The sequence below is a fragment of the Thiomonas sp. FB-6 genome, assembly GCF_000377645.1.
In the GTDB taxonomy this organism is placed as follows: domain Bacteria; phylum Pseudomonadota; class Gammaproteobacteria; order Burkholderiales; family Burkholderiaceae_C; genus Thiomonas_A.
The window spans coordinates 19,533-42,985 of record NZ_KB898490.1 but is presented as its reverse complement, the minus strand read 5'-3'; the positions used below and the strand labels follow the sequence as shown (position 1 = coordinate 42,985).

At 69.4% G+C, this 23,453-nt stretch carries 22 protein-coding genes and 4 pseudogenes; 12 read left to right on the top strand and 14 right to left on the bottom strand.

Annotation, left to right across the window (positions count from 1 at the left end; all coding sequences use genetic code 11):
• Positions 1-57 precede the first annotated feature (57 nt).
• The 6 genes from D466_RS0113995 to D466_RS0113965 all read left to right on the top strand — a co-directional run bounded on the left by D466_RS0113995 (position 58) and on the right by D466_RS0113965 (position 6,548).
• A complete protein-coding gene (locus tag D466_RS0113995; RefSeq protein ID WP_018914333.1) occupies positions 58-1,200 on the top strand; it encodes a branched-chain amino acid ABC transporter substrate-binding protein in 1,143 nt (380 codons plus the stop codon).
• Between the two features lie 56 nt (positions 1,201-1,256).
• A complete protein-coding gene (locus D466_RS0113990; RefSeq protein WP_018914332.1) occupies positions 1,257-2,162 on the top strand; it encodes a branched-chain amino acid ABC transporter permease in 906 nt (301 codons plus the stop codon).
• Positions 2,162-3,109, top strand: a complete 948-nt coding sequence (locus tag D466_RS0113985) for a branched-chain amino acid ABC transporter permease (RefSeq protein ID WP_018914331.1) — start codon at positions 2,162-2,164, stop codon at positions 3,107-3,109. The genes D466_RS0113990 and D466_RS0113985 overlap by 1 nt, the downstream gene beginning before the upstream one ends.
• The gene (locus D466_RS0113980; protein ID WP_018914330.1) at positions 3,106-3,924 is read left to right on the top strand and encodes an ABC transporter ATP-binding protein; all 819 of its coding nucleotides are present in this window, start codon (positions 3,106-3,108) and stop codon (positions 3,922-3,924) included. The genes D466_RS0113985 and D466_RS0113980 overlap by 4 nt, the downstream gene beginning before the upstream one ends.
• Before the next feature lie 2 nt (positions 3,925-3,926).
• On the top strand, positions 3,927-4,667 hold the full coding sequence (locus D466_RS0113975) for an ABC transporter ATP-binding protein (RefSeq protein WP_369759427.1): 741 nt from the start codon (positions 3,927-3,929) through the stop codon (positions 4,665-4,667).
• 111 nt (positions 4,668-4,778) lie between these two features.
• Positions 4,779-6,548: a patatin-like phospholipase family protein gene (locus D466_RS0113965; protein ID WP_018914328.1), complete on the top strand. Its 1,770-nt coding sequence runs from the start codon at positions 4,779-4,781 to the stop codon at positions 6,546-6,548.
• 15 nt (positions 6,549-6,563) lie between these two features.
• Here the strand turns inward: D466_RS0113965 and D466_RS0113960 are convergent, their stop codons facing one another.
• Together D466_RS0113960 and D466_RS0113955 are read right to left on the bottom strand one after the other, a co-directional pair.
• Positions 6,564-9,194 (bottom strand): autotransporter domain-containing protein, encoded by a 2,631-nt coding sequence (locus tag D466_RS0113960; protein WP_020610678.1) that lies wholly within the window; start codon positions 9,192-9,194, stop codon positions 6,564-6,566.
• A 405-nt stretch (positions 9,195-9,599) separates the two neighbouring features.
• Entirely contained in the window at positions 9,600-10,415 is an 816-nt protein-coding gene (locus D466_RS0113955; protein WP_018914327.1) for a helix-turn-helix transcriptional regulator, read from the bottom strand.
• Positions 10,416-10,495: 80 nt separating this feature from the next.
• Between D466_RS0113955 and D466_RS0113950 the strand changes: the two genes are divergently transcribed.
• Together D466_RS0113950 and D466_RS0113945 are read left to right on the top strand one after the other, a co-directional pair.
• Positions 10,496-11,389 carry an SDR family oxidoreductase gene (locus tag D466_RS0113950; RefSeq protein ID WP_026285276.1) on the top strand — a complete coding sequence of 298 codons (894 nt, stop codon included), beginning with the start codon at positions 10,496-10,498 and terminating at the stop codon, positions 11,387-11,389.
• Between the two features lie 22 nt (positions 11,390-11,411).
• Positions 11,412-12,308 carry an SDR family oxidoreductase gene (locus D466_RS0113945; RefSeq protein ID WP_018914325.1) on the top strand — a complete coding sequence of 299 codons (897 nt, stop codon included), beginning with the start codon at positions 11,412-11,414 and terminating at the stop codon, positions 12,306-12,308.
• Between the two features lie 139 nt (positions 12,309-12,447).
• Here D466_RS0113945 and D466_RS0113940 read toward each other — a convergent pair.
• From D466_RS0113940 to D466_RS23415, 4 genes and pseudogenes are all read right to left on the bottom strand, one after another.
• Positions 12,448-12,714 (bottom strand): annotated as a pseudogene (locus tag D466_RS0113940) (nucleotidyl transferase AbiEii/AbiGii toxin family protein); the annotation flags it as partial.
• Positions 12,711-13,448: a type IV toxin-antitoxin system AbiEi family antitoxin gene (locus D466_RS0113935; RefSeq protein ID WP_026285275.1), complete on the bottom strand. Its 738-nt coding sequence runs from the start codon at positions 13,446-13,448 to the stop codon at positions 12,711-12,713. The gene D466_RS0113935 and the pseudogene D466_RS0113940, both read right to left, overlap by 4 nt.
• Before the next feature lie 94 nt (positions 13,449-13,542).
• A complete protein-coding gene (locus tag D466_RS0113930; protein ID WP_018914322.1) occupies positions 13,543-13,803 on the bottom strand; it encodes a DUF2274 domain-containing protein in 261 nt (86 codons plus the stop codon).
• A pseudogene (locus D466_RS23415) lies at positions 13,800-13,985 on the bottom strand (TrbI/VirB10 family protein); the annotation flags it as partial. The pseudogene D466_RS23415 and the gene D466_RS0113930, both read right to left, overlap by 4 nt.
• Positions 13,986-14,140: 155 nt before the next feature.
• On the opposite strand from D466_RS23415, the pseudogene D466_RS24815 reads away from it, so the two are divergent.
• Positions 14,141-14,257 (top strand): annotated as a pseudogene (locus D466_RS24815) (AlpA family transcriptional regulator); the annotation flags it as partial.
• A 16-nt stretch (positions 14,258-14,273) separates the two neighbouring features.
• Here D466_RS24815 and D466_RS0113920 read toward each other — a convergent pair.
• The 5 genes and pseudogenes from D466_RS0113920 to guaB form a co-directional block, all read right to left on the bottom strand.
• On the bottom strand, positions 14,274-14,798 hold the full coding sequence (locus tag D466_RS0113920; RefSeq protein ID WP_018914321.1) for an AlpA family transcriptional regulator: 525 nt from the start codon (positions 14,796-14,798) through the stop codon (positions 14,274-14,276).
• A 4-nt stretch (positions 14,799-14,802) separates the two neighbouring features.
• A complete protein-coding gene (locus D466_RS23410; protein ID WP_016448862.1) occupies positions 14,803-15,078 on the bottom strand; it encodes a hypothetical protein in 276 nt (91 codons plus the stop codon).
• Between the two features lie 62 nt (positions 15,079-15,140).
• A pseudogene (locus D466_RS23405) lies at positions 15,141-15,382 on the bottom strand (integrase); the annotation flags it as partial.
• A 276-nt stretch (positions 15,383-15,658) separates the two neighbouring features.
• Complete coding sequence (gene guaA, locus D466_RS0113905; protein WP_026285274.1) at positions 15,659-17,251, bottom strand: glutamine-hydrolyzing GMP synthase; 1,593 nt, start codon at positions 17,249-17,251, stop codon at positions 15,659-15,661.
• 8 nt (positions 17,252-17,259) lie between these two features.
• Positions 17,260-18,735: an IMP dehydrogenase gene (gene guaB, locus D466_RS0113900; protein WP_026285273.1), complete on the bottom strand. Its 1,476-nt coding sequence runs from the start codon at positions 18,733-18,735 to the stop codon at positions 17,260-17,262.
• A gap of 131 nt (positions 18,736-18,866) precedes the next feature.
• Between guaB and D466_RS0113895 the strand changes: the two genes are divergently transcribed.
• Positions 18,867-19,385 (top strand): DUF4124 domain-containing protein, encoded by a 519-nt coding sequence (locus D466_RS0113895; RefSeq protein ID WP_018914317.1) that lies wholly within the window; start codon positions 18,867-18,869, stop codon positions 19,383-19,385.
• On the opposite strand, the gene D466_RS0113890 is transcribed toward D466_RS0113895, so the two are convergent.
• Positions 19,379-20,377 carry an asparaginase gene (locus D466_RS0113890; protein WP_051083762.1) on the bottom strand — a complete coding sequence of 333 codons (999 nt, stop codon included), beginning with the start codon at positions 20,375-20,377 and terminating at the stop codon, positions 19,379-19,381. The two genes, D466_RS0113895 and D466_RS0113890, sit on opposite strands and share 7 nt — an antisense overlap.
• 63 nt (positions 20,378-20,440) lie before the next feature.
• Between D466_RS0113890 and lexA the strand changes: the two genes are divergently transcribed.
• Positions 20,441-21,109, top strand: coding sequence for a transcriptional repressor LexA (lexA, locus tag D466_RS0113885; protein WP_026285271.1), 669 nt, complete (start codon positions 20,441-20,443; stop codon positions 21,107-21,109).
• Between the two features lie 18 nt (positions 21,110-21,127).
• Here the strand turns inward: lexA and rraA are convergent, their stop codons facing one another.
• Complete coding sequence (gene rraA, locus D466_RS0113880; RefSeq protein ID WP_018914315.1) at positions 21,128-21,676, bottom strand: ribonuclease E activity regulator RraA; 549 nt, start codon at positions 21,674-21,676, stop codon at positions 21,128-21,130.
• 187 nt (positions 21,677-21,863) lie between these two features.
• Here rraA and D466_RS0113875 point away from each other — a divergent pair, with 187 nt between their 5' ends.
• The gene (locus D466_RS0113875; protein WP_026285269.1) at positions 21,864-22,745 is read left to right on the top strand and encodes a cytochrome c oxidase assembly protein; all 882 of its coding nucleotides are present in this window, start codon (positions 21,864-21,866) and stop codon (positions 22,743-22,745) included.
• Between the two features lie 61 nt (positions 22,746-22,806).
• Here the strand turns inward: D466_RS0113875 and D466_RS0113870 are convergent, their stop codons facing one another.
• Positions 22,807-23,406, bottom strand: coding sequence for an SCO family protein (locus tag D466_RS0113870; protein WP_018914312.1), 600 nt, complete (start codon positions 23,404-23,406; stop codon positions 22,807-22,809).
• Between the last annotated feature and the right edge of the window lie 47 nt (positions 23,407-23,453).

Genomic DNA, 23,453 nt, shown 5'->3' with positions numbered 1-23,453 from the left:
CGGTATGGTGCGGGCTTCGCTCCCCCGTCTTGTTCAACCTCTGCGAGTAGCCAGATCATGACCATGAAGTTCTCCAGGAAGCTCGTCTACGGCCTCGTCGCCGGCGCCTTCGGCGCTGCCGCCGCCCAGGCCGCCACCCCGATCACCATCGGCGTGCAGGCGCCCATCACCGGGCAGTACGCCAACGAGGGCCAGGGCATCGCCGACGCGGTCAAGCTGCTGGTCAAGCAGCAAAACGCCAAAGGCGGCCTGCTGGGTCACCAGCTGCAGGTCAAGGTCTGCGATGACCAGGGCGAAGCCGCCCCGGCCGCGATCTGCGCGCGCCAACTGGTCAACGACGGCGTGCTGGCCGTCATCGGCAGCTACACCAGCGGCGCCGCGCTCGCCGCGCAGCCGATCTACGCCCGCGCCAAGGTGATCCAGACCTCCGACGGCACCAGCGACGAGCTGACCGCCCACGGCTTCAAGACCTTCTTCCGCAACGCGCCGCCCAACAGCGCCGAAGCCGTGTTCACCGCCGGCTACTTCAAGGCCATGGGCTACAAGCGCGTGGCGGTGGTCACCGACCACTCCAGCTTCTCCACCGGCCTGGCCGACGCCGTCGTGGCCGACGCGAAGAAGGACGGCATCGAGGTCCTCGACAAGGCCTTCATCACCGCCGGCTCGCAGAACTACACCCCGGTGCTGACCAAGCTGAAGGCCCAAAACCCGCAGGTGGTGTACTTCTCCGGCTACTACACCGACGGCGGCCTGATCAAGGCGCAGATGGCCCAGCTGGGCATGAAGGCCAAGTTCGTCGGCGGCGACGCCAACCAGAACGTGGCCTTCGCCAAGATCGCCGGCGCCGCGGCCGCGGGCGCCACCATCATCAACGTGCCCGCCCCGCAGGACCTGCCCTACCCCGCGGCCAAGGAGTTCCTGGGCCAGTTCCAGAGCGCCTACGGCCACCAGCCGCCGAGCATCTTCACGCTGACCAACGCCGACGGCCTGCGCGCGGTGCTGTACACGGCCGAGAAGATCAAGAGCGTGGAGCCGGCCAAGCTGATCCCCGCGCTGCATGAGCTGCACGACTTCCAGGGCCTGACCGGCACCTTCTCCTGGAACGCCGTGGGCGAGCGCACGGGCAGCCCCTACGTGGCCTTCGAGGTCACGTCCTCCGGCGCCTACAAGATCACCTACCCGGCCGCGGCCGCCAAGTAAGAAACACCGCCGGGGCGCGCGCAGGGATGCGCGCGCCCCGCGGGGGGGAAACTTCCATGCTGAGCACCGTGCTGCAGCAGCTCGTCAACGGGCTGACCGTCGGCGGCATCTATGCGCTCATCGCCCTGGGCTACACCATGGTGTACGGGGTGCTGCGCCTGATCAACTTCGCGCACGGGGACCTGTGCGTGTTCGGCGCCTACATCGGGCTGGTGGCGCTGAGCGCCGGCTCGGGCAGCGGGCAGTCGCATCTGCTGCTGCTGGGCGGCGCCTTCATCCTGGCCGCCATCGCCGTGGGCGCCGCCGGGATGCTGCTTGAATTCACCGCCTACCGGCCGCTGCGCCGCGCCGACCGCCTGAGCGCGGTGGTGTCCGCGCTGGGAGCCTCGCTGTTCATCGAGAACGGCATCATGCTCATCTGGGGCCCGCAACTGCGCGTGTTCCCCAGCCACCTGCTGCCAGCACATTCCTGGAACTGGGCCGGCGCGCGCATCGAGCTCGTGCAGGTGCTGATCATCGCAGGCAGCGCCTTGCTCATGGCCCTGCTGTACTGGTTCGTGCACCACACCCGCTATGGCACCGCCATGCGCGCGGCCGCCAGCGACCAGGACGCGGCGCGCCTGATGGGCATCAACGTCAACCGGGTGATCGTCAGCGTGTTCGTGCTGGGCCCGGCCATCGGCGCCATCGGCGGCCTGTTCATCGGCCTGTACTACCGGCAGGTGTACTTCACCATGGGCTGGACCTACGGGCTCAACGCCTTCATCGCCGCCATCCTCGGCGGCATCGGCAACATCCCCGGCGCCATGCTGGGCGGCGTGCTGCTGGGCCTGTTCAACGCCTTCGCGGCCGGATTCGTGTCGAGCTCCTGGCAGGACGCGATCACCTTCGCGCTGCTGATCGGCATCCTGCTGCTGCGTCCCACCGGGCTGCTGGGCGAGCGCGTCGCGGAGAAAGTCTGATGAAAGCCCTGCTCGAGTTCGTCAACCGCCCCTGGGTCGGCGTCGTGCTGTGGCTGGCCGGCCTGGGCATCCCGCTGGTGCTGGACCAGACCTGGGTGTTCATCGCCGCGCTGTTCGCGGTGTACGCCATCGTCGCGCTCAGCCAGGACGTGGTGCTGGGCCGCGCCGGCATGTTCGACATGGGCCACGCCGTCTACTTCGGCGTCGGCGCCTACGTCACGGCGATTCTCAACACGGTGTACGGCTGGCCCATCCTGGCCACCTGGCCGCTGGCCGTGCTGGCCGCGGCGCTGGCGGGCGCGCTGCTGGCCGCGCCCATCGTCAAGCTGCGCGGCGACTACCTGCTGGTGGCCACCATCGGCTTCAATGCCATTTTCATCCTGGCGCTGGACAACAACCTGGGACACCTGACCGGCGGCGCCGACGGCGTGTTCGGCATCGGCGGGCCCTCGCTGTTCGGCCTGGACGCGAGCAGCCAGAACGCGCAGTTCTGGCTCGACTGGGTGGCCTTCGCAGCGATCATGCTGCTGATCCGCAACCTGGACCGCTCGCACCTGGGACGCACCTTTCACTACATCAAGCACGACCAGCTCGCCGCCACCACCATGGGCGTGGACACGCGCAAGTACCGCGTGCTCGCCTTCGCGCTGGGCGCGGCGCTGGCCGGCTTCGCCGGCACCTTGTTCGCGGCGCTGATGGCCGCGGTCAGCCCCGGGTCCTTCGTGTTCACGGCGTCGGTCACGCTGTTCGCCATCGTGCTGGTCGGAGGCCAGGGTTCGATTCCCGGCGTGCTGCTGGGCACCGCGTTGATGTTCGTCGTGCCGCAGGCGTTCCAGAGCTTCGAGAAATACCGCTATTTCGTGTTCGGCATCGCGATGGTGCTGATCATGGTGCTGCGCCCGCAGGGCATCTGGCCGCGCATGGCGCGCAAGGAGAGCGTGCGATGAGCGCGGCTGCGCAAACCGAGCTGCTGCGCCTGGACGGCGTGGGCGTGCGCTTCGGCGGCCTCAAGGCCGTGGACGCGCTGAGTTTCGCGGTCGGCCCGGCGCAGGTGGTGGGACTCATCGGCCCCAACGGCGCCGGCAAGACCACGGCCTTCAACCTGATCACCGGGGTATACAAGCCCACCGAGGGGCGCGTGTCCTTCGACGGCCGCGACATCACCGGCTGGGCTCCGCACCGCGTGGCCCAGGCGGGCATTTTCCGCACCTTCCAGACCATCCGCCTGTTCCAGGGGCAGAGCGTGGTCAACAACGTGCTGGCGGGCCTGCACCTGCGGACCCGGCAGGCCTGGTGGCAGGGGCTGCTGGCGACGCCGGCGCAACGCCGCGAGGAGCGCGAACTGCGCGAGCAGGTGATGGCGCTGCTCGAGCGCCTGCGCCTGGACAAGCTGGCGCTGGAGGACGTGGCCTCGCTGCCCTACGGCGTGCAGCGCCGCGTGGAACTGGCGCGCGCGCTGATCGCCAAGCCGCGACTGCTGATTCTCGACGAGCCCGCGGCCGGACTGAACGACCAGGAATCGGCCGAGCTCAACAAGACCATCCTCGAGGTGCGCGCCCAGGGCATCAGCGTGCTGCTGGTCGAGCACGACATGAACGTGGTGATGAACGTCACCGACCACATCGTGTGCATCAACTTCGGGCGCAAGATCGCCGAGGGCACGCCCGAGACCATCCGCAGCCATCCCGACGTGATCGAGGCCTACCTGGGCACGGACGACGACGACGACGCGCTGCTGGCGCCTGCCGGGGAGGCCGCATGAAACTGCTGGAAATCCGCGACCTCGACGTGCGCTACGGACACATCCAGGCCCTCAAGGGCATCAGCCTGGACGTGGCCGAGGGCGAGATCGTCGCGCTGCTGGGCGCCAACGGCGCCGGCAAGACCACGCTGATGCGCACCATCAGCGGGCTGCTGCGTCCCCATGGCGGGCAGATCCTGCTGCGCGGCGCGCCGATCCAGCGCACCGGCGCCGACGCCATCGTGCGCCTGGGCGTGTCGCAGGTGCCCGAGGGACGGCGCGTGTTCCCCACCCTCAGCGTGCTGGAGAACCTGCGCCTGGGCGCCTACACGCGCGGCAGCGCCGAGGCCGAGCAGACCCTCAAGCAGGTGTGGACCATGTTCCCGCGCCTGCTGGAGCGCCGCGAGCAGCTGGCGGGCACCCTGTCCGGCGGGGAGCAGCAGATGCTGGCGATCGGGCGCGCGCTGATGGCCCACCCGAAGCTGCTGCTGCTCGACGAGCCCAGCCTGGGCCTGGCGCCGATCATCGTGCGGGACATCTTCCGTTCCCTGCACCAGATCCGCCAGCAGGGCATGACCGTGTTGCTCGTGGAGCAGAACGCGCGCATGGCCCTCAAGCTCGCCGACCGCGCCTACGTGCTGGAGACCGGCCACATCCGCCTGCAGGGCCCGGCGGCCGAGCTGCTCGCCTCGCCCGAGGTGCAGGCCAGTTACCTGGGCCACGGCGCCGCCCAGCCGGCGGCTGCCGCACCGGCCGCCGGCTGAGGCGGCGGCGGCCGCCCGCCCTGGCGCCGCCCCGTGTTGCTCGGGCGGTACGGCGCCGGGCGCACGCCTGGGCTACGCTTGCGGCATGGGGATCGAATCCGGGGGGTCTTGATGGACGTTCCGGCCATGCCGGCGCTGCCGGCTGCGCAGCCGCTGCTCGAGCTCATTGCACGCAGCGCCCTGCTTGGCGACCTGCCGCCGCGGGTGCTGGACGCGCTTTTGCCGAGCCTGGAGCCGCTGGAACTGGCCGGCGGGCAGACCCTGTGCCGCCGCGGCGACCCCTCCGACGCGCTGTACCTGCTGTGTTCCGGCAGCCTGGGCGCCTTCGGACCCGGCCATGCCAGCGACGAGGAGCGCCTGCTCGGCTGGATCTCGCCGGGCCAGACGGTGGGCGAGCTGGGCGTGCTGGCGCGCCGGCCGCGTACCGCCACGGTGCGCGCGCTGCGCGACTGCACGCTGCTGCGCCTGCGCGACACCGAGCGCCTGCTGCAACTCATGGCCGCGCACCCCGAGGTGCTCGCGCGCATGCTCGCCGAGCTGCTGGGCCGCGTGGAGTGGCGCGAGGAAGCACGCCACCTGAACCCCCCGCGCACCTTCGCGCTGTTGCCGGCGCACCCCGGGCTGCCGCTGCGCCAGTCCGCCCAGTTCCTGCTCGATGCACTGGCTCCGCTGGGCTCGGCGCTGCTGGTGGATTCCGCGCTGGGGCACGGGCGCGACCCGCAATGGCACGACCAGCGCGAACGCGAGCACCGCTTCGTCGTCTACCTGCCCGACGGCGACGCCGACTGGCGCGAGCGCTGCATTCGCCAGGCCGACCAGTTCCTGCTGCTGGCGCGCGAGGACGACACGGCGCGCGAATGGCCCGACGAGGTGTGCCGGCGCGGCGCCGATGCCCTGCACCGGGCCCGCCACCTGCTGTTGCTGGCCGGCGATGCGCCCGCCCCGGCGCGCGCCACCGCCGCCTGGCTGGAGCGCTTCGAGGCCCCGGTGTCCTGGCACCACCTGCGCGGCCGCGCCGACTGGATGCGCGTGGGCCGGCTGCTCGGGCGCCGCGCGACCGGGCTGGTGCTGTCCGGCGGCGGCGCGCGAGGTTTCGGGCACCTGGGCGTGGTGCGCGCGCTGCGCGAACTGGGCATGCCCATCGATGCGCTGGGAGGCACCAGCATCGGCGCCATCGTCGCGGCGGGCGTGGCCTGCGAATGGGACGACCGGCAGCTGCTGGAGCGCATGCATCAGGCGGTGGTGGCCGGACACCCCTTGCGCGACCTGACCGTGCCGCTGATCGCGCTGACCCGCGGCAACCGCGCCACGCGCCTGTTGCGCGCGGCCTTCGAGTCGCGGCGCATCGAGGAGCTGCCGCTGCCCTTTTTCTGCACCTCGGCCAACCTCACCGCGGGGCGCGTGGCGGTGCACACGCAAGGCATGCTGTGGAAGTGGTTGCGCGCGGGCGCCGCCATTCCCGGCATCCTGCCCCCGCTGCTCGACCGGGGCATGGTGCACGTGGACGGCGCGGTGCTCAACAACCTGCCCACCGACGTGATGCACGACGCCGGGATCCACGACATCATCGCCGTGGACATCGGCGGCGAGGACTCCCTGCCGGCCACCTTCGAGGACGCCGCGCTGCCCACGCTGCCGCGTCTGACCTGGCAATGGATGCACGGGCGCCAGTGGCCCAGCCTGTTCGCCATCCTGGCGCGCTCGGCGATGGTGCACGACGACGTCAGCAGCAAGCTGCGGCGCGGGCTGGCCACCCATTTGCTGACGCCGCCCCACCATTCCACGGGCTTGCTGAACTCGAAGGACTATCAGCGTCTGATCGACAGCGCCTACGACTACACCCTGCGCCATTTCGAGCAGCGCGACCGTACGCGCGCCTGAGACGCGCGCACGGGTTCAGAAGCCCCACTCCAGCCGGGCCTCGATCTTGCCGGCGCGCACGCTGCGCCCGTAATCGCCCCGCAGCGACAACTCGGCGCTCAGCCGCCTGCGCAATTGCGCGTGCAAGCCGATGCCGGCTTCCAGCAGGTTGCGCGGCGGCGCCTCGGTCGAGGTGGTGAAGGGCATGTCGGGAATGCCGTTGTAGCGCAGCAGCACGGCTCCCGGCGGGCGGCGCAGCCAGTGCCGCAGGCCCAGCGTGGCGCTGAACTCTCCGCTGGCGCCACGCCAGTCCCAGGCGTGGACCGCGCGCAGGGCCGCCAGCAGGCTGGCGGTGCAGGCGCGCTGCGCCGGCACCTGCAGGCCCAGCAGCGGGTCCGATTCGGCCGCGCCGCGCAGGCGCAGGGCCTGCAGGTCCAGGCCCAGCACCGGGTTCAGCAGGTCGCGGGGCGACAGCCGGAAATCGCGGCCCAGGCGCGACTGCCAGCTCAGCATGCGGGCCTCGCGCCCGGCCATGCCGTAGCGCACCTGTCCCTGCGAATAGCCCAGCAGCGTGCCCAGTTGCAGGGCGCCCAGCGGGCGCGACGCGAACACCCCCACGCGGTACATCTGCGTGGTGGCGCCGTCGCCGATGCCGTCGCGGGTCACGCCGGCCTGCAAGGTGCCAGCGGCCAGCCCCAGCGCCCACGCGCCGCGGTGGATCTCGCGCCCGAGGGTCAGCCCGCTGGAGCTCTGCCCCAGGCCCAGCGCATTGCCGTCGCCGATCACGCGCGTGCGCGAACCGTCGACCCAGGCGAAGCCGTGGTCGGCGGGGGTGCCGTCGGCGCGTTCGTTCAGGCTCAGGCGCTCGAACAGTTGGCCCCATTCCTGCTGGTCGTCCAGCAGCAGCCAGGACGGTGTCGCCGCGTACAGTTCGCCGTCGATGGTCTGCAGGGCCGTGCTCAGCGAAGGCTGGGCGAACAGCGTGCTCAGGCGATCGAACAAGGCTCCGGTCGCGCTGGCGACCACCGAATCGAGGGCCGCGCCCGCCCCGGACACATTCGGCGGCAGGTTGCCGCCGCCGTTGAAGGGCGAGACCGGCGCGATGGTCAGGCTGACGTTGCCATTGCCGGCCAGGCTGTCGATACTGCTGCCCGCGGTGGCGCCGGAGATGTCCAGCAGCCCGGAATCGTTGACCGAGGAGTTGGCGATCGACCCGGCTCCCGCCAGACGCAGCGTGGTACCGGCGCCGATGGTGGTCGAACCGGTGTAGCTGCTGGCCCTGGTCAGGGTCGCGCTGCCGGCTGCGACCACCACGCCTCCGGAGCCGGAAATGGCCACGCCCAGACTGCTGGTGGAGTTGTTGAAGCTCAGCGTGCCGTTGTCGAGCATCGTCGAGCTCGACGCCAGGCTTCCCCCGCCCGACAGGGTCAGCGTCGCTCCGCCGTCGATGGTGGTCAGCCCGGTGTAGGAGTTGCTGCCGTTGAGGGTCTCGTTGCCGCTGGCGATGTGCAGGTTGCCGGGGCCCTGGATGTTGCCGGAGAAGGTCTGGGTGGGCTGGCTTAGGGTCAGGGTCTTGCTGCCGAGTTGCACCGCGCCGCCGCCGCTGAGGCTCTGGATGGTGGCGCCGCCGCTGGTATTGGAGATGTCGAGGGTGCCGGAGTCGCTGACCGAGGACGAGGCGGCGATCGAGCCCCCGCCCGACAGGCTCAAGGTCGCGCCGGTATCGATGGTGGTCAGACCGCTGTAGCTGTTGGTGCCACCCAGGAACTGGGTGCCTCCAGCGAGTGTCAGGCCGCCGGTTCCCTGTATCCCGCCGAGAAAAGTGGTACCTCCGTTGTCCACCGTGAGGGTTTTGGCCCCCAGCAGCACCGAACCCGAGCCGGACAGGGCGCTGATCTCGGGGGAAGATGCATCCGAGCCCAGGGAGAATGTGCCGCCGACCTGCCACAGCCCCGGGGCCTTGATCGTGCCCTCATCCACCTCCACCGTTGTGCCCGGGTTGATGATCACCGAGCCCGTCAGCGACACGCCGTTCATGGCGTCCAGCTTGAGGGTCCCAGTACCAATGACGTTGAGGTCCGCGCTACCGGACACATCCATCAGGAGCGTTCCGGTCTGCCCGTTGGTGTCGATGTTTCCCCCACCGATAACCTGAATAGGGATGGGGACAGCGACGGGTTCGCCGAATTTCAGCGTGGGCAAGTAGGCATTGCTGTAATAGGTGTGGCTCAGTTGGATGGTCGAGCCCCCAGCGAAGTTGGAGAGGGACGTCACTGTCACGATGGTGGCCGGATCGATGACCACCGGATTCCCGCTGTACACCACCTGGAACGACGGGTCCAGAACAACCTCGGCATAGGCTTGCGAGCTGCTGACCGGCACCGCGTCGAAGGCCATGGCCCCAGTCGCGCTCATGCCGTAGGTGAGGGTCACACCGCTTGCCTCGCCCATCCGGTAGATCATCGACGAGCCCGCCGTATCCAGATAAACGGTGACGCCGCTGCTCAGCGTATAGCTTTGGTCGAGCCGGGCCATCGTGCCGCTGCCGCCACTCGGCACTGAGGTGGACAGTTCCACGCAGCCATTGTTGAAGGCGTTGTACAAGGTGCCCGAACCGGTGCCGGTGTAGCTATTGACCAGCACCCCGGTCGGGCAGATCGAAGCCATTGCAGCGGGCGCCTGCAGGGCCAGCAACGCGCCGAACAGGGCTTCGGACAGGCGAGTGCGACGAAAATGCGGCGCCTCCGCGCCGCGTGAGCGCCGATGGCCCGCGCCCCGCGCGCGCGCCGACCCCTGGCCTGCCCGGCCTTGATTCGCAGTCTTCATAGCCCCCCCCGGAACCATCCACGTCGTGAGGCCTTGCCGCGCACCTGGAATCTATGGCCGGATATTATGTCCGCAACGAATGCGAATATTTACCAGAGCGCGCGGAAAGGGCCGTTTCGGGGCCATGGTAAAGGCGCCAAAGGGGGATGAAATATTGATCACCAACTATTGATCTGCGATTAATACGAACTTGATGCGCCGATCATCCGCGGCTTGCGGAATATTCCTGCCCGCAAAACCAGGCCGTCACGAATCCAGCAAATCCCGCAGGCGCTGCAAATCCCCCGGCGTGGCCGGGTTGTAGACCACCAGGCTGAGGTCGGTCCTGCCGTCCACCGCGAAGGCCGAGTACTCGAAGGCGAAGCTTCCCAGCACGGGGTGGCGGATCTGCTTCACCGCCTCGTGGCGCGAGGGAGGCGGTTCCGCCTCGTTCCACAGGGCGCGGAACTCGGGGCTGAGGCGGCTGAGTTCGTCTACCAGGGGCTGCACCGCCGCCGCGGCGCCGGCGCGCGCCGCCTCCACGCGGAAACTGCCGACCACCGCGCGCGCCACGCTGTCCCAGTCGTACTGGGCCTCGCGGGCCCGGGCATCCAGGAACAGGTGACGCAACACGTTGCGCTGTTGCGGCTCCAGCGCCGCGTAGTCCATCAGCACCCGGGTGGCGGCGCGGTTCCAGGCCACCACGTCCCAGGTGGCGGTGCGGATCACCGCCGGGCAGGGGTCCAGCACGTCGAGCAGGCGCTGCAGGCGCGGCGTGACGCCCTCGGCGCCCTGGTAGCGGGCCTGCGGCGGGCGACCGAGTGCGAGCAGGAACAGGTGCTCGCGCTCGCGTTCGGTCAACATCAGGGCGTGGGCGATGCGGTCGAGCACCGCGGCCGAGGGCGCACCCCCACGGCCCTGCTCCAGCCAGGTGTACCAGGTGGGGCTGATGTTGGCGCGCTGCGCCACTTCCTCGCGCCGCAGCCCCGGCGTGCGCCGGCGCTCGGAGGAAAAACCCAGGGCCGCGGGGTCCAGGCGCGTACGCCGGTCCCGCAGGTACTCACCCAACTGGCTGGTAGTCATTTTACTAGGATAAGATCACTACTTTACCATCATAATTCGCCGTCCCAGAATGCGTCCATCAGCATTTCGGAGCAAGCATGATGCGTGTATTCGTGACGGGCGCGACGGGTTGGGTGGGCTCGGCGGTGGTGCGCGAACTCATCGGCGCCGGGCACCAGGTGCGCGGCCTGTGCCGCAACCCGGCCAAGGCGGCGGAACTGGCCGCCGCCGGAGCCGAAGTGGTCGAGGGATCGCTGCAGGACCTGCAGGGCCTGCGGCGCGAGGCGCAGGCGGCCGACGGCGTGGTCCACCTCGCCTTCGACCATGACTTTTCCCGCTTCGCGCAAAACGGCGCCGACGAGGCGGTGTCCATCGAGGCGTTGGGTGCCAGCCTGCAGGGCAGCGAGCGTCCCTTGGTGGTGGCCTCGGGGGTGGCGCTGCTGGCGCCCGGCAGCGTTTCCAGCGAGCGCAGCCCGAGCCGGCCGGAACTCGCCGCGCTGCCCCGCAACCCCGAGGCCGCGCTGGCGCGGTTACGCGCGCGGGGCGTTCGCGGCGCCGCGGTACGCCTGGCTCCCACCGTGCACGGCCACGGCGACCACGGCTTCGTGTCGCGCATCATCGCGCTGGCGCGGGACAAGGGAGTCTCGCCCTACATCGGCGACGGCGCGAACCGCTGGCCGGCGGTGCACCGGCTGGACGCCGCGCGGCTGTTCCGCCTGGCGCTCGAACAAGGCGCCGATGCCGGCCCCTTCCACGCGGTGGCCGAGTCCGGCGTGCCCTTCCGGCGCATCGCCGAGCTGATCGGTGCGCGCCTGGGTCTGCCCGCGGTGTCCCTGAGCACCGAGCAGGCCCCCGCGCATTTCGGCTGGCTGGCCCAGTTCGTGGGCCTCGATTGCCCCTCGTCCAGCGAGCACACCCGGGCGGTACTGGGCTGGCAGCCCACGCAGGCGGAACTGCTCGCCGACCTCGACCATCCCGCGTATTTCGCGGTCTGAACCTTTGCCAGGGAGAACCAGCATGCGTGTATTCGTCACCGGTGCCACCGGAAACATCGGCTCGGCCGTGGTCGAGCAACTCGTCGCCGCGGGCCACGCGGTCCTCGGCCTGTGCCGCGCGCCCGACAAGGCCCCTGCCCTCGAGGCCGCCGGCGGCGAGGTGCTGCACGGCCGCCTGGAGGACGGCGCGCTGCTGCGCGACGCCGCCGCCAGTTGCGACGGCGTGATCCACCTGGGCTTCAAGCACGATTTCACGCGCTTCGTCGCCAACTGCGAGGAGGACCGGCAGGTGATCCAGGCCCTGGCCGAAGGCCTGGCCGGATCCGATCGTCCCCTGCTCGTCACCTCCGGCGTTCCGCTGGCCAACACCGTGCCCGGCGAGCCCGCGCGTGAACACTACCCCATCGTCGGCACCGAGGTGCACCCCCGCGCGGCCTCGGAACAGGCGGCCGCGCTGGCCGCGGCGGCCGGGGTCAACGTCTCGGTGGTGCGCCTGCCTCAGGTGCACGACACCCGCAGCCAGGGCCTGATCACGCTGATGATCGCCCGCTTCCGCGAACTGGGCTATTGCGCCTACATCGGCGACGGAGGCCAGCGCTGGCCGGCCGCGCCGCGCCTGGACGTCGCCCGCCTGTACCGCCTGGCTCTCGAACGCGCCGAACCGGATGCCAAGTACCACGCGGTCGCCGAAGGCGGCGTGGCGCTGCGCGACATCGCCCAGGCCATCGCCGGGCGCCTGGGCCTGCCGGTGCGCTCCATCGACACCGAACAGGCGCGCCACGTGTTCGGCTGGATGGCCGGCTTCGCCGCGCACGACGTACCCGCCTCCAGCGAACTCACGCGCCGCTGGCTGGGCTGGGAACCCGAAGGCCCGAGCCTGCTGGAGGACCTGGCGAATCTGCAGTTGGCCGCGGCTTGACCGCCGGGATCACTCCCACTCGATCATCAACGAGTCACGCAAGTCCGCGTGATTAACAGGCTGTGATCGACATGAGCCTTTACCGTCGCTTTTACCGTCAGAAAAACACGTCCTTTGCTGGCGCGGGTTTGCGCGGCAGCGGCTCATCATCAACCAGCGTCTGGAACCCCTGCTTCGTCAACCGTTCCGCGGCTTGCCTGACAGCCTCGTTGATGCGCGTCAGCGCCTCAACACGCGGCAACGTGTGATCGGGAAAGACCAAATCGAGATCGACCGACAAGCGCGGCATGTCGCGCACGAACAGATTGATCGCAGTGCCACCCTTCAACGCGAACGTGTCGTCCGCGAACACCAGCGGCGCTACCTGCGTCAGCAGGCGCGCGGTATCGAGGTAGGTCTGGTTCATGGCTTGAGCACCAGCAAGCCATCGGCCGATCGGGACACCCAAGGCCGATCGCTGCCCGTCGGCAGCGTGGCCGGATCGAGCTTCGCCGCCCAAGGCAACGACACCTCGCGTCCGAGTTGCAGGCATAGCCGAACGGTCTTGATGTTCGTGCAGTGCTGCAACAGCTCGCGCAGCACATCGGCGCGCAGGCTGTATGCGCTTTCGACGAGTTCGCGGGCTTCCTGCAAGGGCTGGCGCACCCCGACTTCGCTCAACAGTTCCAGCAAGGCGCGCTCCGGCGCCGAGACCTGCGGCGCCCCGCTGCGCTTCTCGAATGGTCCGACGTGCAGCAAGGCGGTCGGCTGCTCGTCGAACAGGCGCTTGCGGTGGTACTCGCCCGGAAAGCGTTCGGTGAACCATTCCGGCAGGCGGGCCGCCGTCCAGCCATACAGGTGCAGCACGGGTTGCTGCGACACGTACTGGCGCACGCCGTACCAGTCCAGCGCCGACTTGCCGCCGACGTGCAGCCCCTCGAACCGGCGCTGCAACAGCAGCAAGCTGGGGTGAAGCGCCAAGGTGTCGTTCGGGCGGACGTACACCCCGCGGGCCAGGCGCGTGAGCCAGCCTGCCCGGACATAATGCACCGCCAAGTCGGCAGAGATGCCCAGCGCCGCCAAGTCCTCCGAGGTCAGCGGCGTTCCCGGGGCCAGCCGGGTGTAGAGGGCATTTAACTTGCTTGAAGTAGTCGTAGCCATACTACGATTTCTACAACTTTCCCAAGCGGAAGTCCATTTGATATAGTGCCTACAGTCGTAGTTTGGATACGACAATCGCAACATATCCAAACGCTCACCCCTTCGGCATGGCCGCGTGGGGGGCCGGTCGGGTGTCGTCTCCCCTGCCCCGTCTGAACCCCCGATCCCCCGCAATGAACGCCTCCAGCATGTGCGGGATCAGCGTCGTCGCATCGACCGCTTCGCCGTAGCTCTGCGCGTGCATAGCCGCGTAGCGGTCGAGGTCGGCCTTGAGCGTGGCCGGGCACGCGAACGTCAGCTTTGTGCTTTCGGTCTTCGGCAGTGGCCCCAGCCGCAGCTTGCGTGTCGTGCTCATTGCGAAGTCCCCCGGTTGAAGAACATCGGCTGGTACGGCCGCAGCATCAGGTCGCGGTTGACGATGATGCTGACCGGCAAGCCCGGGCGTTCGCTCAGCGTCGGCTGGATGTTGAGGTTGCGGCGTGTGAACTCCTGGCCGACCTGATTGGCTGTGTCCTGCGCGCTGTCCCGTAGCGCGATGAATCCGCGGTCACGTTCGGCAGGAATGGCCGGTCACGATGCTCCGGAATACGCATCTCTACGCTCCAGTCAGTTCCCGCGATAGCAATTGAAAGCCACCATGTCGTCATGCGGTGGCAACTCATATCGCCGGACAACCACGGAGTTCGACATGGCCCGAAGTGCAAGCGGGGATCGAGCAGCGCAAGCAAGCTCCTCGCGGCGGCGTCTCGAAGCCCGATGTCCACCTACGGAAAACCCGCCCTGTCCGGGCGGGTTCGAGTGAGGAATGAAGCCGAGCCACAACACTTATCCCACCAAGGCTTCCAGCTCCTTGGACGCCGAGTGCGGCAACCGGCGGCCTTCTTTCGCCACATTGACCTGCAAGGCCACCCGCGCCACCTCCTGAACGTCCCTGGTCAGCGAATAGCTGCCCTTGGCCTGCAACCAGGCCAGCACGTCCGCCAGGTGCCAGATCGACGCACTGCCTTCATGCACCGGCGCCGGGAAGCTGCCCGGATGGGCCAGCATCAGCTTGCGCATGTTCTGCCGCGACACCCCGACGATCTCGGCCACATCGGTCAACCCGACGAGATCCGGCGCCACCTCGATCAACCTGGCCGACGGTACGGCGCTGCGTACGTCGGCCAACGCGCTGCGCACGGCCGTGTCCGCGCTGTCCGCCTCTCGGGTGAACTCCAACGCCAGCCGCCCCGGCTGGCCGATGCCGACCAGGGCATCGTCGCAGCCGGCCTCACCCAGACGCTCGACCAGGCCATCCGGGTCGCTGTCGTCTTCGGTGAGCTGGTATTTCAGGGTAAAGGTGTATTCCATCGTGCTACTCCTCGGCACCGCCTTCAGCCTCGCGCTGCTTGCGATGCGTGGTGCAGTTGTCCACGACACGCCGTAGAGCGCGTGCGTGGTTTCCAGGGTTCTTCGGCGTGCTCCATACGCTGGTGATGCAGAACTCGCCGCAGCGACACTCCTCATCGTTGTACGGGCAATAAATTCGCCCCCAGGCATGGCTGCCGCCGACTTCGACGCGCCAGCCCTGCCCTTCGGCGTGCCTGAGAGCTTCCTCGACCTCCTTCTTCGGATGAGAGGGACGGGCCATCAGTGATCTCCAGTATCGGGGTGACCGGCCATGGTTGTCAAGTGACAACCATGGCCGCCATTTCAGACTGTCGCGCTCAACACCGGCACGACCACAGGCTCCGGCATCAGCCTGGGCACGTAGGTCTGCCCGTCGATCCAAGCATCGACCATGTTGGCCCACTCCTGCACTGCGTGCCCCGGTTCAAGGTCGCATGGGACATGCAGCGGTCGGAGTCGTAGCGCGACGGCAGCACGAATTTCGAGCCGGCTGCGCAGGTATGCAGCGCCACGAAGATGTCGAGCGCCTGGCGCGACAGCGTGACGGCTTTTACCGTCAGGGGCCAGGAGACCTGCTGATGCTCGGAAAGCCGCATAAAACAAGCTTTCCCGAGGAGACTTTTACCGTCAAAGACCGGTTTAGTCTGGGTAGTTAACGGGAGGGTCTTCATCCGGCCCCCGGTTCATACCGTCAGTTCTACCGCCAACCTGTTCTGCTAGCCGGCGATAGTCACCGATAGCTGCCGTGACGTATTTCTTTCTAACTCAACACGTTATGACAGACTTTCGATAGCTGACGATAGTCCCCGAAGGACCTGATTTCACTCCCACTCGATGGTCGCGGGCGGCTTGGAGGAGATGTCGTAGGTGACGCGGTTGATGCCGCGCACTTCGTTGATGATGCGGCTGGACACCCGCTTGAGCAGCGCGTAGGGCAGTTCGGTCCAGTCGGCGGTCATGAAGTCGCTGGTGTTGACCGCGCGCAGCGCCACCACGTAGTCGTAGGTGCGCCCGTCGCCCATCACGCCCACGCTTTTCACCGGCAGGAACACCGCGAAGGCCTGCGAGCTCAGCTCGTACCAGGTGCGGCCGCTGGCCGCATCGCGGGTGTTGCGAAGCTCCTCGATGAAAATCGCATCCGCCCGCCGCAGCAGGTCCGCGTATTCGCGCCGGACCTCGCCCAGGATGCGCACCCCCAGCCCCGGTCCGGGGAAGGGATGGCGGTCGACCATCTCGGCCGGCAGGCCCAGCGCCTTGCCGAGTTCGCGCACCTCGTCCTTGAACAGCTCGCGCAAGGGCTCGAGCAGCTTCAGCCCGAGGGTTTCGGGCAGGCCGCCGACGTTGTGGTGGCTCTTGATGGTGCTGGCCTTCTTGGTCTTGGCGCCGCCCGACTCGATCACGTCCGGGTAGATGGTGCCCTGCGCCAGCCACCTGGCGCGCTCGAGCTTGCGTGCCTCGCGCTGGAACACCTCGACGAACTCGCGGCCGATGATGCGGCGCTTTTGCTCCGGGTCGGACACGCCGCCGAGAGCCTGCAGGAACTCCGCGCTGGCATCGACGTGCACCACTTTCGCGTGCAGGCGTCCGGCGAACATGTCCATGACCATGCGGCCTTCGTCCTGACGCAACAGTCCGTGGTCGACGAACACGCAGGTCAGCTGGTCGCCGATGGCGCGGTGGATCAGCGCCGCCGCGACGCTGGAATCCACGCCGCCGGACAGGCCCAGGATCACCTGCTCGTCGCCCACCTGTTCGCGGATGCGCTGCGTGGCCTCGGCGATGTAGTCGCCCATGATCCAGTCACCGGCGCAGCCGCAGATGTCGCGCACGAAGCGCCGCAGCAGCGGCGTGCCCTGCACGGTGTGCGTCACCTCGGGGTGGAACTGCACCGCGTAGTAGCCCCGCGCCTCGTCGGCCATGCCGGCGATCGGGCAGCTCGGGGTGCTGGCCAGCAGCTTGAAGCCCGGCGGCAGTTCGGTGACCTTGTCGCCGTGGCTCATCCAGACCTTGAGCATGCCGTGGCCTTCCGCGGTGCGGAAGTCCTCGATGCCGTCGAGCAGCCGGGTGTGGCCGCGCGCGCGCACCTCGGCGTAGCCGAACTCGCGGTGCTCGCTCCACTCGACCTTGCCGCCGAGCTGCGCGGCCATGGTCTGCATGCCGTAGCAGATGCCCAGCACCGGCAGCCCGCAGTCCCACACCGCCTGCGGCGCGCGCAGCTCGTGGTCCTCGTAGGTGCTGGCGTGGCTTCCCGACAGGATGATGCCCTTGAGGCCCTGCGCCACCTGCTCGCGGATGAATGCGTCGCCGACGTCGTTGGGGTGGATCTCGCAGTACACCTGCGCCTCGCGCACGCGCCTGGCGATGAGCTGCGTGACCTGGGATCCGAAGTCCAGGATCAGGATCTTCTGGTGCATGGTCGCGCTCATTCCACGTGGTAGTTCGGGGCTTCCTTGGTGATCTGCACGTCGTGCACGTGGCTTTCGCGCATGCCTGCCGACGTGATCTGGACGAACTGCGCGCGTGCGCGCATCTGCTCGATGCTGGCGCAGCCGCAGTAGCCCAGAGACGAGCGCACGCCACCGACCAGTTGGTACAGGATGGCGCCCAGCGCGCCCTTGTAGGGCACGCGGCCCTCGATGCCCTCGGGCACGAATTTCTCGGCCCCCGCCGAGGCCGGAGCCTCGACCCCGTCCTGGAAGTAGCGGTCGGCCGAGCCGGCGTTCATCGCGCCGATCGAGCCCATGCCGCGGTAGGTCTTGTAGGAGCGCCCCTGGTACAGGATGACCTCGCCGGGAGCTTCCTCGGTGCCGGCGAACATGCTGCCCATCATCACGCTGTGCGCGCCCGCGGCCACGGCCTTGGAGATGTCGCCGGAATAGCGCACTCCGCCGTCGGCGATCAGCGGCACGCCGGTGCCTTCCAGCGCCTGCGCGACGTTGGCGATCGCGGTGATCTGCGGCACACCCACGCCGGCGACGATGCGCGTGGTGCAGATGGAGCCGGGACCGATGCCCACCTTGACCCCGTCGGCGCCGGCCTCCGCCAGCGCGCGCGCAGCCTCGGCGGTGGCGATGTTGCCGCCGATCACGTCCACGTCGGGATAGTGGGACTTGACCCAGCGCACGCGGTCGATCACGCCCTGGCTGTGGCCGTGCGCCGTGTCCACCACGATCACGTCCACGCCGGCGCGCACCAGCGCGTCGACGCGCTCGTCGGTGCCCTCGCCCACGCCCACCGCCGCGCCCACGCGCAGCTTGCCCTGCGGGTCGCGCGCCGCGTAGGGGCGCTCGGTAGCCTTCAGGATGTCCTTCACGGTCATCAGGCCGCGCAGTTCGAACTGCTCGTTGATCACCAGCACCCGCTCCAGGCGGTGCGTGTGCATCAGCGCCTTGGCCTCGTCGGGGGTGGCCCCCTCGCGCACCGTGATCAGGCGTTCGCGCGGGGTCATGATGTCGCGCACCGGGGCGTCCAGGCGGCTTTCGAAACGCAGGTCGCGGTTGGTGACGATGCCCACCACCTTGCCGTTCTCGATCACCGGGAAGCCCGAGATGCCGTGCTGCCGCGACAGCGCCAGCACGTCGCTCACCTTCACGCCGGGGGCGATGGTGATGGGATCCTTGAGCACCCCGGATTCGAATCGCTTGACCCGCGCCACCTCGGTGGCCTGGGCCTTGGGGGACAGGTTCTTGTGGATGATGCCGATGCCGCCTTCCTGGGCCATGGCGATGGCCAGCCTGGACTCGGTCACGGTATCCATCGCCGCCGACACCAGCGGGATGTTGAGCCGGATCCGGCGGCTCAGTTGGGTGGCAAGGCTGGTGTCTTTGGGCAGGACTTGGGAATAAGCCGGAACCAAAAGAACGTCGTCGAACGTCAACGCTTTTCCGAGAAGGCGCATAAATCCTCCAGGCGCAAAACACGATGATAAAAGACAACGCGTCCGACCCGTCGGCCGCCCCTGCGCGCCATGCCGTAAAGTGGAGGGAATTTCCCCCGGGAACGCCCCTTCGTCCACCGGAGCCGAAGCCCATGCGCATCGCCCTTCGCCGCCTTTCGGGCCCCGTCCCGCAAGCCTTGCCGATCCTGCTCGGGCTGGCCGCCCTGCTCTGCCTGGCGCCGGTCGCGCAGGCGCAGTGGAAGTGGCGCTCGCAGTCCGGCGTGCTGCAGTACAGCGACCAGCCGCCGCCTCCCGGCACCCCGGCGCGCTCCATCCTGGCGCGGCCCACGCCCAGCAGCGTGGAACAGCCGGCCGCGCCGGCCAGCGGCGCCAGCGCCGCTGCCAGGGTGCGCGCGGGCCTCGCCAAGGCGAAGGAACAGCAGGAGCAGCAGCGCAAGGCCCAGGAACAGGCGCACCAGCTGCAGGCGCAGGTGCAGGCGCAGCAGCGCGCGCAGGTCTGCGAGCAGGCGCGCCAGCAGTTGCAGCTGCTCGACAGCGGGCGCCGCGTGCGCCAGGCCGGCCCCAACGGAGAGCTGAACTACCTGGACTCGGCGCAGATCCAGGCGCAACGTGCCCAGGCGCAGGCCGCCATGCAGGCCGCCTGCTACTGAGCGGCTCCCAGCCCCTCCAGCAGCAGGCGCACCCGCACCTTCGCGGCGTTCAAACCGTCGAACTCGCCGCCCTCGCAGGGGCCGGTGCGCGGCACCACCTGCACCCGCACGCCCGCGGCGGCGGCCTGGTCCAGCGCGGCCTGCAGATCCTGGTGCACGGTGCCGTGGCCGGTGCCCAGAACCACCAGCGCGTGCAGCGGCGGACGCAGCGTGCCGGCAGCCGAGGCCGCCAGCAGCGCGCGCACCAGTTCCCCGTCGGCGCCGGCATGGCTGCAGACCATCTCCACGCGCGGCCAGCGCGCGTCCTCGGCAGAGGCCTCGGGCGCAGCCAGCGGGCGCTGCGCGGCCCCGGGCTGCTCGCGCGTAAAGCGCAGACCGCCGGCGTCGATGAAACCCAGCGGGCCGCGCTCGCCTGAGCCGAAGGCGTCGATGCGGGCCGGATGCTGCTTGCTCAGGTCGCGCGCGGCATGCACGCGGCCGTGGGCCACGCAGAGCACGCCGCGCCCTGCGGCCGCCGGGTCGCCAGCCACGCGCACGGCGTCGAACAGGTTGCGCGGCCCGTCGGCCGACAGCGCGGCCGCCGGCAGCATGGACGCGGTGAGCACCACCGGGCTGCCCGGCTCGAGCAGGCAGTCCAGCGCGTAGGCGGTTTCCTCCAGGGTGTCGCTGCCGTGGGTGATCACGCAGCCGGCGGTTCCGGCGCGCGCGCGCCAGTCGCGCACCGCCCGCGCCAGGTCCAGCCACAGCGCGGGCCGGGCGTCCTTGCTGTCGATGTTGCAGACCTGGGTGAATTCCAGCCGCGCGTGCTGGTGCACGCCGGGGGCCGAGACCAGCAGTTGCTCCACGCCGAGCACGCCGGCGGTATAGCCGGCGCCGGTGGCGGTGTCCGCCGCGGGTGCCACGCCGGCGATGGTGCCGCCGGTGCCCAGCACCAGCACCTCGGGTAGCGGACCGGTGCCGGCCGCGGGGGATTCGGATCGGGGATCTTGCATTGCTTGTTGATCTGGATAAAAATACAGGCACTTTTATACAGTGCCGCCCGAGGAGCAGCCTGCATGCCCAACGTCGCGAAGCTTACCGCCCGCCAGGAGGAGATCCTCAGGCTCATCGCCCGCAGCATCGAACGCAGCGGGTACCCGCCCACGCGCGCGGAGATTGCCGCCGAGCTGGGTTTCCGCTCGGCCAATGCCGCGGAGGACCATTTGCACGCGCTGGCCCGCAAGGGCATGCTGGAACTGGCCTCGGGCACCTCGCGGGGCATCCGCCTCACCCCCCAGGCCGCCGGCGCCCTGCGCCCCGGTGGTGGCGGCGGGCTGGTGCGCGCGTTGCCGGGCATGGAGCAGCTGATGCTGCCGCTGATCGGCCGCGTGGCCGCCGGCAGCCCGATCCTGGCGCAGGAACACGTGGAAACCACCCTGGGGGTCGACCCCGGGCTGTTCAGCGCACGGCCCGACTACCTGCTGAAGGTGCGCGGCGCCAGCATGCAGGGCGCGGGCATCCTCGACGGCGACCTGCTCGCGGTGCGCCAGACCCAGGACGTGCGCAACGGCCAGATCGTGGTCGCCCGGCTGGGCGACGAAGTCACGGTCAAGCGCCTGCGGCGCAGCGCCGCCCGCATCGAACTGTTGCCCGAGAACCCGGATTTCTCGCCCATCGTGGTCGAGCCGGGGCAGCCCTTCGACATCGAGGGCCTGGCCGTCGGCCTGCTGCGCAACGGCGTCTGAGCCGCTGCGCGAGGGCGCTCAGTCCGGGCCCTCACCCGCCGGCGGACGGTGCAGCGCCTGCGCGCTGACCACGATGCCGTCGGCGTCGGCGTACAACCACTCTCCCGGCCGCACCGGAACTCCCTGGATACGCACCGGCTGGTCGCGCTCGCCGCCGCCCAGCTTGCGCGGCGGCACCGGCATGCAGCCCAACGCGCGCACGCCGATGGCGCAGGCCTGCAGTTCCTGCACGTCGCGCACGCAGCCGTCGATCACCACGCCGGCCCAGCCGTTGCGTACCGCCAGATCCGCGAGTTGGCCGCCGAACAAGGCGCGTGCCATGGAGGCGCCGCCGTCGACCACCAGCACGCGCTGCATGCCGGCCTGCTGCAGCGTGGCGCGCAACAGCGCGTTGTCCTCCAGGCAGCGCAGGGTCACGATCTCGCCGAAGAACACCGGCTGGCGGCCGTAATGGCGGAACACCGGGGGCAGCACCCGCAGGTCCCCACGCTCGATCGCCTCGCCATGCAGGTCGCAGAAGTCGCAGGTGTTGATCGCGCAGGTGGCGGGCGGATTCGGCAAGGACATGGAACGGGTCTCCGGAGATGTCTTGTGGCTGGGGCGCGGCATGTCCCTGATTGCACGGCCTCGCGGGACACAGCGTAATGCTCCAAGTCAAATCCCGTCACAGGAATCGGGCGCCGGGGCGCGCGGCACGCGCATCGCGCTATGCTCGCTGCTGCGCCGCATCGCGGCGCCCGCCGAAGCACGCCGCATGTCGTTGAACTGGTTCGTCCCCTGGTATCCCTCGTGGCCCATGGCCGCCTTCCTGGCGCTGGGCGCCGGGCTGTACCTGCGCGGAAGCCTGCGCCGGCGCACCCCGGCGTGGCGCCAGGCGCTGTTCTGGACCGGCTGGGTGCTGATCTGGCAGGGTTTGCAGACTCAGTGGGACTACCTGGCCGAGCACGAGTTCTTCGTGCACATGCTGCAACAGACGGCCCTGCACGACCTCGGCCCCCTGCTGGTGATCGCCGCCTGGCCCGGCCCCACCTGGCGTTCCGGGCTGCCGGCGCGCTGGCGCCAGCGCTGGCTGCTGCCCCTGCTGCGCCTGGCGCCGGTTCGCTGGGCCTCGGCCTTGCTGCTCAACGCCGCGATCGCGGTGGCGCTGTTCTCCGGGCTGGTGGTGTTCTGGCTGGTGCCGGCGGTGCACGTCGGGGTCATGCTCAACACCCATCTGTACCAGCTGATGAACTGGACCATGGTGTTCGACGGGCTGCTGTTCTGGTGGCTGGTGCTCGACCCCAGGCCCGCCCCTCCCGCGCACATCCGCCCGGGCTGGCGGGTGTTCCTGCCGGTGATCGGCATGCTGCCGCAGATGGCGCTGGGCGCCGTGCTGGCGCTCAACAGCACCGACTGGTACCCCATCTACTCGCTGTGCGGGCGCGCGGTGGCCGGCCTGAGCGCGATGAGCGACCAGCACCTGGGCGGACTGATCCTGTGGATTCCGGCCTCGGCCATCAATGTGCTGGCCTCGATGGCGGCGCTGCGGCGCTGGATGCGCCTGTCCGAGCGCCGGCCCGCCGAGCCGGCGCGAGCGGCCGCAGCCCGGGCGCCGCAGGGGGCAACCCACGCCCCGCAGGCTCCGCGTCACGCCTGATTCCCCGGGACAACAACGGCAGTTCGCCGGCACCCGCCGCGTTATTCCCGCCGCTCGCCGATCATCGTTCGATCAGTTGACGCAGGTCGTGGGTGATCTGCGCCGGCGCCGAGTTCTCCGAGCCGATCAGGCGCCCGCGTCCGCGCTTGTCGAACACGTAGATGGCGGCGCTGTGGTTGACCTCGTAGTTGCCCGAGGCATCCTTGCGGCCGTAGTTGAAGGCCACGTGGAAACGCTTGGCGGTCGCCTGGATCTGCTCCATCGAGCCCGTCAGGCCCACCGCCTGGGGACTGAAGGCCCGCGTGTAGGCCTTCAGGATGGGCTGGGTGTCGCGCGCCGGGTCGACCGAGACGAACAGGATGCGCACGTCGTCGGCCTTCGGGCCCAGCGCCTGCACCGCGTCGGCCAGGTGCGACAGGGTCAGCGGGCACACGTCGGGGCAATGGGTGTAGCCGAAATACAGCACCACCACCTTGCCGGCGTAGTCGGCCGCGGTCACCGCCTTGCCTTCATCGTTCACCAGGTTGAACTTCAGGTCGGGCAGCACGCTGCCGACGTCGTCCAGGTCCCAATGCAGTTTCTTGCCGCAGGCGCCGAGCAGCAGCAGCGCCGCGAGGCCTGCCAGCGCGGCGCGCAGCAGGCGGCCTTTCCAGGAAGTCATCGTCGGGTTCGGGTTGGGGTCGCGCCGTCCGCGCGAGCGGCTTGGCG